The sequence below is a fragment of the Aeromicrobium sp. REDSEA-S32_B7 genome, assembly GCF_001626145.1.
Classification (GTDB): Bacteria; Actinomycetota; Actinomycetes; order Propionibacteriales; family Nocardioidaceae; genus Aeromicrobium; species Aeromicrobium erythreum.
Genome location: NZ_LUNF01000076.1, coordinates 1 through 12355, shown reverse-complemented (window position 1 = coordinate 12355; position 12355 = coordinate 1). Strand labels below are relative to the sequence as shown.

General features: G+C 73.0%; 9 protein-coding genes. 5 read left to right on the top strand and 4 right to left on the bottom strand.

From position 1 onward, the window contains the following. Window positions 1-442 precede the first annotated feature (442 nt). On the top strand, window positions 443-2017 hold the full coding sequence (locus A6Q79_RS05860; RefSeq protein ID WP_286690675.1) for an alkaline phosphatase: 1575 nt from the start codon (window positions 443-445) through the stop codon (window positions 2015-2017). Between the two features lie 40 nt (window positions 2018-2057). On the opposite strand, the gene A6Q79_RS05855 is transcribed toward A6Q79_RS05860, so the two are convergent. Together A6Q79_RS05855 and A6Q79_RS05850 are read right to left on the bottom strand one after the other, a co-directional pair. Next, a complete protein-coding gene (locus A6Q79_RS05855; protein ID WP_286690674.1) occupies window positions 2058-3662 on the bottom strand; it encodes a hypothetical protein in 1605 nt (534 codons plus the stop codon). Window positions 3663-3737: 75 nt separating this feature from the next. Further along, a complete protein-coding gene (locus A6Q79_RS05850; RefSeq protein ID WP_067857890.1) occupies window positions 3738-4970 on the bottom strand; it encodes a DUF349 domain-containing protein in 1233 nt (410 codons plus the stop codon). A 116-nt stretch (window positions 4971-5086) separates the two neighbouring features. On the opposite strand from A6Q79_RS05850, the gene A6Q79_RS05845 reads away from it, so the two are divergent. Genes A6Q79_RS05845 through aspS form a run of 3 tightly spaced genes read left to right on the top strand, consistent with a single transcriptional unit; the run spans window position 5087 to window position 8953 of the window. Beyond that, complete coding sequence (locus A6Q79_RS05845; protein ID WP_286690673.1) at window positions 5087-5797, top strand: MBL fold metallo-hydrolase; 711 nt, start codon at window positions 5087-5089, stop codon at window positions 5795-5797. A gap of 1 nt (window position 5798) precedes the next feature. Beyond that, window positions 5799-7169: a histidine--tRNA ligase gene (gene hisS / locus A6Q79_RS05840; protein WP_286690672.1), complete on the top strand. Its 1371-nt coding sequence runs from the start codon at window positions 5799-5801 to the stop codon at window positions 7167-7169. Then, the gene (gene aspS / locus A6Q79_RS05835) at window positions 7166-8953 is read left to right on the top strand and encodes an aspartate--tRNA ligase (RefSeq protein WP_067857881.1); all 1788 of its coding nucleotides are present in this window, start codon (window positions 7166-7168) and stop codon (window positions 8951-8953) included. The genes hisS and aspS overlap by 4 nt, the downstream gene beginning before the upstream one ends. 25 nt (window positions 8954-8978) lie before the next feature. On the opposite strand, the gene A6Q79_RS05830 is transcribed toward aspS, so the two are convergent. After that, window positions 8979-9476, bottom strand: a complete 498-nt coding sequence (locus A6Q79_RS05830) for a hypothetical protein (protein ID WP_067857878.1) — start codon at window positions 9474-9476, stop codon at window positions 8979-8981. 8 nt (window positions 9477-9484) lie between these two features. Further along, window positions 9485-10510 (bottom strand): DUF695 domain-containing protein, encoded by a 1026-nt coding sequence (locus A6Q79_RS05825; protein WP_158509202.1) that lies wholly within the window; start codon window positions 10508-10510, stop codon window positions 9485-9487. 56 nt (window positions 10511-10566) lie between these two features. Between A6Q79_RS05825 and A6Q79_RS05820 the strand changes: the two genes are divergently transcribed. Continuing rightward, entirely contained in the window at window positions 10567-11937 is a 1371-nt protein-coding gene (locus tag A6Q79_RS05820; RefSeq protein WP_236749707.1) for a replication-associated recombination protein A, read from the top strand. Window positions 11938-12355 lie beyond the last annotated feature (418 nt).

Sequence of the window (12355 nt, the reverse complement as noted above, 5' to 3'; positions counted from 1 at the left end):
TTCGTTTCTGCGTTCTTGACCCACCGTTCTGCGTTCGCGCGTCCTATCGGTGGATCTGCAACCGCAGGAGCCGTTCTGCGGTTGAAGATCCACCGATAGTGGGCTGGCGGCGCGAAAGTCTCTGCGTCGCCCCAACGCAAAGGGCGCCCAAGATTCTGCCTTTCGACGCCGAAGGTCGAACGCTTCTGCGTTCACGACGGGATCCCGTAACAAACGCAGCATCCTCGAACCCCAGTGCACGAACGCAGCATCGTGGGTCCACCCCGTGCCCAACCCACAGCCCGAGACCCCAGACCAGCGCCGCCGCCAACCGCCCGGTCGAGGCCCTTTCGGAGACCACCCCCAGCGCAAGCCGAGGCAGCGCACCAGCAGGCCCTCCTGCGCCACGTGCAGGTCACCGGCGCGACACCCGGTGGTCAGACGGGTGAGGGAGGGTCGTGGCATGAGCTCGGGGGAGATCGATCGCCGTACCGTCGTCCGCGCTGCTGCGCTCGCCGCTGCCACCTCCGGTGGGGTGCTGCTGGGGGGTGGGCCGGCGTCAGCGCGGGGTGTGCCGGCTCTCGTGCGGCGGGGCAGGCCCGAGCTGACGCACGGGGTGCAGGCCGGTGACGTGCACGCCGGGCAGGCCACGCTGTGGGGGCGGGCCGACCGGCCGGCGCGACTCGTCGCGGAGACCTCGCGCGACCCCTCCTTCCGGCGCGCCGTGACCGTCCCTGGTCCGCGCGTCACGCCCGACACCGACCTCACCGGGCAGTGGACGGTGCGAGGGCTCCCGCCCGGGACCGACGTGCACTACCGGCTGCGGGCCGTCGACCTGCACGACCCGCGCCGCTCGGGACGTCCCGTCTCCGGCCGGGTCCGGACGCTCGGCGGACGGCGGCGCGACGTCCGCTTCCTGTGGTCCGGCGACGTCGCCGGACAGGGCTGGGGCGTCAACCCCGACCTGGGCGGCTTCCGCATCGCCGACGCGATGGCCCGCCGCGACGCCGACTTCTTCCTCTGCAGCGGCGACACCGTGTACGCCGACGGTCCCGTGCAGGCGTCCGTGCCGTTGTCGGACGGCCGGACGTGGACGAACCTCGTCACGGAGGAGAAGTCGAAGGTCGCCGAGACCCTCGCCGAGTACCGAGGCCAGTACCGCTACAACCTGGAGGCGGAGAACTGGCGCGCATTCCTGGCGAGCACCGCGCAGGTGACGCAGTGGGACGACCACGAGGTCACCAACAACTGGTACCCCGGCGAGGTCCTGGACGACGCGCGGTACACCGAGCGTCGCGTCGACGTGCTGGCGGCGCGGGCGCGGCGCGCGTTCCACGACTACGTGCCCGTCGCCGAGATCTCGCCCGACCGGGTCGGCCGGGTCTACCGCGTCCTGCACCAAGGACCGCTGCTCGACGTCTTCGTCCTCGATATGCGCACCCACAAGGACCCGAACACGGCCAATGACGAGACCTCGGGCGACGGAGGGGTGCTCGGCGCCGAGCAGACCCGCTGGCTGCTGCGTGAGCTGCGCGCCTCCCGCGCCACGTGGAAGGTCATCGCGGCGGACCTGCCGATCGGGCTGGTCGTGCCCGACGGCAGCAGCGCGCAGGAGGGTCTGGCCCAGGGCGACGCCGGGGCGCCGCGCGGTCGCGAGATCGACATCGCGCAGGTCCTCACGGCGCTGCAGGACGCCGGCATCCGCAACCACGTGTGGCTCACGGCCGACGTGCACTACACGGCGGCGCACCACTACTCGCCCGACCGGGCCGCCTACCAGCGTTTCGACCCGTTCTGGGAGTTCGTGTCCGGCCCGTTGAACGCCGGTGCCTTCGGACCGAACCGGCTCGACGCGACGTTCGGTCCGCGCGCGGAGTTCGTCGCCGCCCCGCCGACGCCCAACACCGGACCAGCGGACGGGTTCCAGTTCTTCGGCGAGGTCGAGATCGACGCCGTCACGCAGGCGCTGACCGTCACGCTGCGCGACGTCGAGGGACGGGCGCTCTACACCCGCACGCTCGCACCGCAGCGCCGCTGACCCGGTCGGCGCGCCGCGCGGCTTGGGCCCGCTCCGGGCCTCAGCGCGGGACGCGACGAGCGACCGAGGTGAGGGTCAGGTCCTGGTAGGCGACCCGCGTGCCCCGTACCCGCACGGAGAGCTGCTTGCCGCGCAGGGCCCTCGTGACGAGCAGGGTGCGGTCGTCCGCGCGACGCAGGGCCTTCCCGTCCGCGTACCACTGGACGGCCGTGTAGGTGCTGCGCGGCGTCCAGGTGCCGAGCGACACCGACGCGCGCGTGCCGACGCGCAGGGAACCCCGCACGACGGGGCGAGGCGCCGAGAACACGCCGGCGCCGACGCGGACGCCCGCCGAGGTCCGGTCGATCGGGACGTAGCGGTCTCGGTCGGCCCGCAGTCGGACTGACAGGCGCGCGTGCAGGTCGTCCCGACCGAGGCGGAAGGTCTGCCCCGTCGCGCCCCGCACCGGCTCCCCGTCGAGGTACCACTGCACGCCCTGCGTGGTCGGCTCCGGCGAGATCGCGTCGTAGGCGACCCGCGCGGTCCCGCCGACCCGCACGGATCCGACGACCCGCGGCACGCCGCCCTCGAACGCGGCGTCGTAGCGACCCTCGCGGGTGACGGTCACGGTCGCGCGCTCCGCCTGCTCGCCGAAGACGACGGTGAGCCGGCCGCTGCGCAGCGTCGTCCCGGGCCCGAAGGCCCCGTCCCACGACGGCGACCCGTCGTCGGCGGGTGCGGCGCGCGGCACGAGGTTGAGCAGTCCCTGCTCGGTGGACGTGACGGTGACGCCGGTCGTCCAGCGGACGCGGTGGCTGCGTCGCTCGCCGCCGTAGGGTGCGTCGGCGTCCAGACCGGTCCGGTCGCGGTAGTCGAACCACAGCCGGTGGCCGGTGCTCGCGTCGCGGACCGCGAGCCCGCGCAGGCCGCTGGCGGCGCCACGCGAGGCGAGCTCGAAGGTACGGGTCTCGTCGAGGTCGTCGTCACCGTCGAAGACGGCCACCTCGCCGGCCTGGAGCACGCCCAGCGCCGAGCGGACGACGGAGTCGAGCGCGCCGGGCTCGCTCCCGAGCGACGCGGCGCCGGTGCCGGTGCCGCCATAGGGGTTCGCCGCGACCTGCACGACCCGACCGTCGTCGTCGAGGATGCGGGCGTGCACGGTCGGGACGCGAGCCACCCTGCCGACCAGGGGGTGCAGCGTCGGTCGCACCGCGTCGCGTCCGAGAGACAGGCCGATGGTGGCCGGGTCGTCTCCGCGGCGCTCGATCGTCCATGACGGGTCGTCACAGGGCGTCAGCGCCAGGACGCTCACGTCGGTGTCCGCGAGGTCGGTGCCGTCGAGCTGCGCGGCTGCCCACCGTCGGACGTCCTCCTCGGCGCAGGAGGTGGGGGCCTGCGAGGTCGTCACCGTACGACCGCGCCCGAAGACCCAGCCGGTCTCCGCACGCCACCGCGCGAGGACGCGGTCCACGTCGTCCAGCGCCGCTGACGTGCCGTTCGGGTAGGTGGTCGGGTCGTCGGCGTCGGCGACTACGACGGCCAGCACCGGCGCGGGCGTCGGGGGCGCCGCCTGGGCGCTCGAGGCCGTGACGGCCAGGACGCCCGTCACGAGGACGGCGGACAGGACCGTGACCGGGGCACGACGGCCTCGAGAGGGGTGCGGCACCGCGCCAGCCTAGGAGCGCGACGACGCTGGGGAGGCTGATGCGGTGAACACCAGCCGAACGGTCGGTGTCGGGACTCAGCCGAAGTCGGCGGCGGCCTTCTGCGCCATCGCCAGGAACGACTCGTTCGACTCCAGCTTCGCGCTCAGGTCCTTGACCTTGCGCGCGTCGCCGGCCGCCTCGGCCTTCGCGAGGGCCTCACGGGTCTCGTCGATCGCGCGCTGCAGCTTGCCGATCATGTCGTCGGCGCGGGCGGACTTCTCGGGGTCCGAACGCTTCCACTCCTGCTCACCGGCGGCCCGGACGGCCTGCTCGACCGTGCGCAGACGTCCCTCGAGCTCCTTGACCCGGCCGCGCGGCACCTTGCCCGCGGCCTCCCAGCGGTCGGCGATGTCGTTGAGCGCGCGACGTGCTTTGTCGAGGTCGGTGACGGGCAGCAGCGCCTCGGCCTCGACCAGGAGCTGCTCCTTCACGACCGCGTTGGCCGCGAACTCCTCGTCGAGCGCGGCGTTCGCGGCGTCACGGGCCTGGAAGAAGACGTCCTGCGCGGCGCGGAAGCGCTTCCAGAGCTTGTCCTCGACGTTGCGCGGCGCGGAGCCGGCGGCCTTCCAGCGGGTCATGAGGTCGCGGTAGGCGCCCGACGTCGGGCCCCACTCGGTGGAGGAGGAGAGCGCCTCGGCCTCGGCGATCAGCTTCTCCTTGACCTTCTGCGCGGCCTCGCGCTGGGTGTTCTGCTCGGCGAAGTGGGCCTTGCGCTTGCGCGTGTACGCGGTGCGCGCGGCGCTGAAGCGGTGCCAGAGCTGGTCGTCGGCCGACTTGCTGAGCCGGGGGAGCGCCTTCCACTCCTCGAGCAGCTCGCGCAGCCGGTCGGCGCCTGCACGCCAGTCCTGGCCGGCCGCGATCTTCTCGGCCTCCTCGACGATGCGCGTCTTCGCGACGGTCGCCTCGGCGACCTTGGCCTCACGCTCCGCCCGACGCTCCTCGCGCTGCTTCTCGATGGCGGGGGCCAGCGCGTCCAGCCGCGCCTCGAGGGAGGCGAGGTCGCCGATCGCGGCGGCGTCGGTCACCTCCCCGCGCACCTTCGCGACGGCCTTGGCGGCCTCGTCGGGCGACAGCGCACCCGAGGCGAGACGCTTCTCGAGGAGGTCGACCTCGGTCTCGAGGCCCTCGAAGCGTCGGACGTAGAAGGCGAGCCCCTCGGCGGGGTCCCCGACCTTCCACTCGCCGATCTCTCGTTCGGAGTCACCGGTCTTGACGAAGACCGTCCCCTCGGCGTCGACGCGGCCCCACGGGTGCTCGGCGGTGGTCATGGCGACAGTCTAGGAGGACGCCACCCCGACTCCGCCACCCCGCCGCCCGTCGGGACGCCTCGGCGGGGCGCCCGCCGTGGTCCGGGGGCCGCCACGCCCCGCGTACCCTGTGGGGCGTGCTGCTCACGTCCTTCCCCGCCGGCCCCCTGCAGGCCAACTGCTACGTGCTCGCCCGCGAGGCGGGTGCCGGGTGCGTCGTCGTCGACCCGGGCATGGACGCCCTCGACGGGGTCCGCCAGGTCGTCACCGAGCACGACCTGCGCGTCGAGGCCGTCCTCGTCACCCACGGTCACTTCGACCACCTCTGGAACGCGCAGGACGTCGCACGCGAGTTCGACGCGCCGGTGTGGATCCACCCCGCCGACCGGCACCTGCTGAGCGACCCGATGGCGGCGATCTCCGGACCGTCCGCCGCGATGCTGCGCGCGCAGTTCGGCCTGCACGACCTGCCGGAGTTCGTCGAGCCCGCCGACGTGCGCGACGCCGTCGACGGTGCCGTGATCGAGGTCGACGGCCTGAGCCTCAGCGTCGACCACGTCCCCGGCCACACGCCCGGCACCGTCTACTACCGGGTCGACTGGGACGGCAGCGGCGTCTCCGAGGGGACGGTGTCGCAGGTGATGTTCTCCGGCGACTTCCTGTTCGCCGGCTCGATCGGTCGCACCGACCTGACCGGCGGCGACCACGACCAGATGCTGCAGAGCCTGCGCGAGAAGGTCCTGCCGCTGCGCGACGACGTCGTCGTCCTCCCCGGTCACGGCCCGCAGACGTCGATCGGGCGCGAGCGCGCCACCAACCCGTTCCTCGCCGAGCTGCAGGAGGGCTGACATGGCGAAGCTGAGTGGATTCCCCGAGCTGCTGCCCGCCGACCGTGCGGTGGAGGTGGCGGTCGTCGACGCCCTGCGCCACGTGTTCGAGCTGCACGGGTTCGCCAACGTCGAGACGCGGGCCGTCGAGCCCGTCGAGACGCTGCTGCGCAAGGGCGAGATCGACAAGGAGGTGTACGTCGTGCGTCGCATCCACGACGACGCCTCCGTCGAGGTGGGCTCCCGCTCCGACGCGCTCGCCCTGCACTTCGACCTCACCGTGCCGTTCGCGCGCTACGTCGTGGAGAACGCCGGCAAGCTGGCCTTCCCGTTCCGTCGCTACCAGGTCCAGAAGGTGTGGCGCGGCGAGCGTCCGCAGCAGGGCCGCTTCCGCGAGTTCACGCAGGCCGACATCGACATCGTGGGCGACGGCACCCTGCCCTTCCACGCCGACGTCGAGGTCGCGCGGGTGATGGCCGAGGCGCTCGCCGCCGTCTCGAGGGTCCTCGGCGCCGGACCGGACGACCCGTCGTGGTTCACGTTGCAGGTCAGCAACCGCAAGGTGCTCGAGGGCTTCTACCGTGGCCTCGGCGTCGCGGAGCCCACCGCCGTCATGCAGGTCGTCGACAAGCTCGACAAGCTGCCGGGCGAGCGCATCCTCGAGCTGCTCGCGGAGACCGGCCTCGACGACGACCCCGCCCGCGCCTGCCTCGCGCTGGCGGAGATCAGCACCGAGGACACCTCGTTCGTCGAGCGGGTCCGCGCGCTCGACGTGCAGCATCCGCTGCTCGACGAGGGGCTCGACGAGCTCGCGACGGTGGTCGCCGCGTGCGCCGACGTCGAGGGCGTGCGGGTGACCGCCGACCTGCGCATCGCGCGCGGGCTCGACTACTACACCGGGACCGTGTTCGAGACGCGCATGACGGGGCAGGAGCAGCTCGGCTCCGTCTGCTCCGGCGGGCGCTACGACGAGCTCGCGTCCGACGGACGGCGCACGTACCCCGGCGTAGGCATCTCGCTCGGCCTGTCGCGGCTGCTCGTGCCGCTCGTCGCGAACGGTCTGACCAGCAGCCGACCCGTGCCGTCGGCCGTGCTCGTCGCCGTGACCGACGAGGAGTCGCGGGCGGCGAGCGACGCCCTCGCGCAGCGGCTGCGGCGCCGTGGCATCCCCACCGAGGTGTCGTCGGCGGCGCAGAAGTTCGGCAAGCAGATCCGCACCGCCGAGCGGCGCGGCATCCCGTACGTCCTCTTCCCGGGCGAACCGCCTAGTGTCAAGGACATCCGTACCGGCGACCAGGTCGACGTCGACCCCGACACCTGGACGCCCCCCGCCGCCGACCTGACGCCCACCGTCGTCGGGCTCGGCCACCACTCGAAGGAGACCACGCCGTGATCCGCACCCACGCCGCCGGAAGCCTGACCGCCGCCCAGGTGGGCGAGCAGGTCACCCTCGCCGGATGGGTGGCGCGCCGGCGCGACCACGGCGGGGTCGCGTTCATCGACCTACGCGAGGCCAGCGGCGTCGTGCAGGTCGTCGTCCGCGAGGAGGTCGCGCACCAGCTGCGAGCCGAGTACTGCCTGAAGATCGTCGGCACGGTCGAGAAGCGTCCCGAGGGCAACGAGAACCCGGCCATCCCGACCGGCGAGATCGAGGTCATCGCGAGCGACGTCGAGATCCTCAGCGCCTCGGCGCCGCTGCCCTTCCCCATCGACGACGCCGCGTCGTCGAGCGCGGGCACGGTCGGTGAGGAGGTGCGGCTGCGCCACCGCTACCTCGACCTGCGCCGCTCGGGCCCGGCCCACAACCTCCGCCTGCGCAGCAAGGTCAACGCCGTCGCACGCGAGGTGCTCGGCCGTCACGAGTTCGTCGAGGTCGAGACGCCCACGCTCACCCGCTCGACCCCCGAGGGCGCCCGCGACTTCCTGGTTCCTGCGCGCCTGCGTCCCGGCAGCTGGTACGCGCTGCCGCAGAGCCCCCAGCTGTTCAAGCAGCTGCTCATGGTCGGCGGCCTGGAGCGGTACTACCAGATCGCACGCTGCTACCGCGACGAGGACTTCCGCGCCGACCGGCAGCCCGAGTTCACCCAGCTCGACGTCGAGATGAGCTTCGTCGACCAGGACGACGTCATCGCGCTCGCCGAGGAGATCTACGCCGAGCTGTGGCGGCTCATCGACGTCGAGCTGCCCCGGCCGTTCCCGCGGATCACGTACGCCGACGCGATGCGTCGCTACGGCTCGGACAAGCCCGACCTGCGCTTCGACCTCGAGCTCGTCGAGCTGACCGACTACTTCAAGGACACCCCCTTCCGCGTGTTCCAGGCGCCTTACGTCGGCGCGGTGGTGCATCCGGGCGGTGGCTCGCAGGCCCGTCGCACGCTCGACGGCTGGCAGGAGTGGGCCAAGCAGCGCGGCGCTCGTGGCCTCGCCTACGTGCTCGTGGGCGAGGACGGCACCCTGGGCGGTCCGGTCGCGAAGAACCTGTCCGAGGCCGAGCGCGAGGGACTCGCGGAGGCTGCCGGCGCGAAGCCGGGCGACGCGATCTACTTCGCCGCCGGCCCCACGAAGACGATGCGCCAGCTCCTCGGTGCCGCGCGCATCGAGATCGCCCGGCGCGAGAACCTCATCGACGAGTCGGCGTGGGCGTTCTGCTTCGTCGTCGACTGGCCGATGTTCGAGGCCGTGAGCGAGCTCGACTCCGGCGACGTCGCGGTGGGCGGCGGCGAGTGGACCGCCGTGCACCACGCGTTCACCGCGCCGCAGGACCCCGCCTCGCTCGACGACCCGGGCAGCTCGATCGCCCAGGCCTACGACATCGTCTGCAACGGCAACGAGGTCGGTGGCGGCTCGATCCGTATCCACCGCCCCGACGTCCAGAAGCGCGTCTTCGAGATCATGGGCATCGGCGAGGAGGAGGCGCAGGACAAGTTCGGCTTCCTGCTCGACGCGTTCGCCTACGGAGCCCCGCCGCACGGCGGCATCGCGTTCGGCTGGGACCGCACGGTCGGTCTGCTGGCCGGCACCGACTCCATCCGCGACGTCATCGCGTTCCCGAAGTCCGGCGGCGGGTACGACCCGCTGACCGCGGCGCCCGCGCCGATCACGCCCGAGCAGCGCGCCGAGGCCGGGGTCGACGCCGAGCCCGAGGACGACGAGGAGGACGCTGCCCCCGCGTCGTGAACTCGCGCCGGCCGGTCGACCCTGCTCAGCGCGCGGTCGTCGGCGAGGGCCACGCGAGCGTTCGGGCAGCGTGGCAGAGCACGAACCAGGGGCCGACCAGCTCCACGACCTTGTCCGAGGGGAGCGTCAGCCGGGCTCGCCAGGGCGTGTGCGCCAGCCGGGAACGGCGGACCCCGTATCGCGGGCGCACCACGACCGCGACGGGGTGTGGCAGCACGATTGGCGTGCGAGAACCGGTCGTGACCGTCGCGAGGACCAGGCCGTCGACCGTGACCTCCAGGACCCACCTGAATCCTCGCAGCCCCGGGGCCACGACCCGCTCGCCCTCGGTGACGTCGAGCATCCCGACGTAGCCGTCGTGGCGCGCGCCCGGGAACAGGCTCCAGACGTGGAGGGTGCCCCCCAGAAACGCGTCGAACAGGTTCGTGACGGTGTTGCTCAGCAGCCAGTACGTGACGGCGAACGGTCCCGGTCGCCGGACGTGCCAGGAGCCACAGTCGTCACGAGCAGGACGCAGCTGCACGGTGGCCCTCAGCCGAGCAGGTGGCGGACGCGGGTCCAGCCCGGGTCGCGCTCGTCGGTGACGGTCAGTCCGTGGGTCGAGGCCCATCGGGCGACGTCGGCGCCGGCGTTCTGGTCCTCGCCGTCGGTGTAGACGTGCAGGGTCCGGGTGCCGTCGGTCGTCACCTGGGCGACGACCAGCCCGCGCGGCTCGATGGTCGCGGTGAGGGAGTCGTCGAGGGCCTGCAGCCTGCCGAGCTCCTCGGGGGAGGGCAGACCGCGTTCGTCCGGCTGGAACGTGGCGACGAGCGCGTGGTGCAGGTCGAGGGTCGGTGCGTCGACCCATCGCGCGCCGGTGCGGGCGAGCGCGAACACCGGACGACCCTCGGCGGTCTGTCCAGAGAGCGCCGACCACACGTCGGTGTCGCGCTCCTCGGCGCACACGGCCACCGCAGCCTGCAGGTCCGCCACGGTGCGTGCCGGTGACGGGGCGTCGACCAGCGGCTCGACCCCGCCCACCCAGCGCGCGACGTCGTCCTCGCCCAGCGCCCAGTCGAGCACCATGAAGGTCAACGGGCCGTGCACCCGCTCGGGCAGCTCGGCGAACGCTGGATGGTGCACGCCGACGTGCACGCGTAGCGCCTCGAGGTCGGTCTCGACGGCGAGCACGACCTTCGCGAGGTCGACGGCGGCACCGTCGACCTCGAGCACGGCGTCGAACGCGGTGGGGTCGGCCTCGACCGCCGGCGCGTACTCCCACGTGGCGTCCGTCGGGGGAGCGGCACGGAACCACCGCTCGGCGGCGGGACGGGCGTCGGCGAGGCCGCCGGCCGACACGGTGAGCCGGTGCTGCGCGGTGCGGCCGGGACCCAGGTGCCAGGTCAGGTCGGGGTCGATCGCCGCCAGCAGCCCGTCGAGCGCGGCGTGGGCCGGTCCTGCCTGAGACGGGTCGAGGTGCCGCCCCTCCTCGGTCCACCAGTCCCAGAACGCGCCGACGGGTGTGGGGCCCGGCCGGGCGGGCTCGTCGGCGGGGGCGGAGCGTGAGAACGGACCCATGGCCTCACCCTGGCACAGCATCCGGACGTGTCGGCGCCGGTGACTAGGCTCGTGGGGTGAGCGACGACGGACTGTTCGACCTGCCCGGGGACGACGTGCGCCCCGTGGCGCGTCCGGACTCCTCGGGCTCGCTCGCCGGCAACGCCCACTCCTCGGCGCCGCTCGCGGTGCGCATGCGCCCGCGCACGCTCGACGAGCTCGTCGGCCAGGAGCACCTGCTCGTGCCGGGGTCGCCGCTGCGGCAGGTGATCGACGGCGACCAGCCGCTCACGATCCTGCTCTGGGGACCTCCGGGCACGGGGAAGACCACGATCGCCTCCTTGATCAGCAACCACACGCACCGACGCTTCGTCGAGGTCTCGGCGGTCTCCGCGGGCGTCAAGGAGGTCCGCGACGTCATCGCCGGCGCCCGGCGCGCCCTGCAGAACGGCGTCGAGACGGTGCTGTTCGTCGACGAGGTGCACCGCTTCTCCAAGGCCCAGCAGGACGCACTGCTGCCGGGCGTGGAGAACCGCTGGGTCTCGCTCATCGCCGCCACCACCGAGAACCCGCACTTCAGCGTCATCTCGCCGCTGCTCAGCCGGTCGCTGCTGCTCACCCTGCAGTCGCTCGACGACGGCGACGTCGCCGTCATGATCGACCGGGCGGTCCAGGACGACCGGGGCCTCGGGGGACGGGTCAGCCTCACCGACGACGCCCGCGACCACCTCGTGCGGCTGGCCGGTGGCGACGGTCGTCGTGTCCTCACCTACCTCGAGGCCGCCGCGGGGGCGACGCTCAGCCAGGGTCGCACCGAGGTCACCGTCGACGACGCCGCGCTCGCCGTCGACAAGGCCGCCGTGCGCTACGACCGCCAGGGCGACCAGCACTACGACGTCACGAGCGCCTTCATCAAGAGCATCCGCGGCTCCGACGTCGATGCCGCCCTGCACTACCTCGCGCGCATGGTCGAGGCGGGCGAGGACCCCCGGTTCATCGCACGACGTCTGATGATCCACGCCAGCGAGGACATCGGCATGGCCGACCCGACGGCGCTGCCCGTCGCCACCGCCACCGCGCAGGCCGTCGCGCTGATCGGGTTCCCCGAGGCGCGCATCCCGCTCGCCCAGGCGGTCATCCACCTCGCCACCGCGCCCAAGTCGAACGCCGTCGTGCGGGCGATCGACGCCGCCCAGGCCGACGTCCGCGCCGGCCGGGTGGGTGCCGTGCCCCCGGCGCTGCGCGACGCGCACTACTCCGGCGCCAAGAAGCTCGGCCACGGGCACGACTACCGCTACGCCCACAACGACCCGCGCGGCGTGGTCACCCAGCAGTACGCGCCCGACGACGTCGACGGACGCGACTACTACGAGCCCGGCCGCCACGGTCACGAGGCCGCCGTCGCCGACCGGGTCGCGCGGATCCGCGCCATCCTGCGCGACCGCTGAGCCCAAGACCGGCTGCTGCGCTGCCGCGGGTCGTCGCGACCGCGGTGCTGCGCTGCGTGCGGGGTCGGGGCCTGCTGGTGCGCTGCCGGCGTCCGTCTCTTTCTGCCGCTGCGCTGCCCGCGCCCGTCTCGGCCCGCCGCTACGCCGCCTCGGCTGGCGCTGGGGTGGCCTCCGAAAGGGCCTCGACCTGGTGGCCGGGTGGGGGCTGGTCCGGGCCTCGGGGCGCGGCTGGGCGGTCGGGTGACGCACGATTCTTCCTTCGTGCGCTCAGGCCCTCACGATGTTGCGTTCGTGTCCGGATCCCGTCACGAACGCAGCCTGGTCTCAACCGGTAGTTGCAAGACGATGTGACTACTGGAGGTGGGTATGCCTGGTTCTCGTCTGGTCGAGGGTGAGCGGTGGGTGATCGAGCGTGGTT

What these genes read in the sequence shown, in the direction of transcription:
- A6Q79_RS05860 (WP_286690675.1), top strand. Translation starts at nt 443, where the DNA reads ATGAGCTCGGGGGAGATCGATCGCCGTACCGTCGTCCGCGCTGCTGCG.
- hisS (WP_286690672.1), top strand. Translation starts at nt 5,799, where the DNA reads ATGGCGAAGCTGAGTGGATTCCCCGAGCTGCTGCCCGCCGACCGTGCG.
- A6Q79_RS05850 (WP_067857890.1), bottom strand. Translation starts at nt 4,970, where the DNA reads ATGACCACCGCCGAGCACCCGTGGGGCCGCGTCGACGCCGAGGGGACG.
- A6Q79_RS05825 (WP_158509202.1), bottom strand. Translation starts at nt 10,510, where the DNA reads ATGGGTCCGTTCTCACGCTCCGCCCCCGCCGACGAGCCCGCCCGGCCG.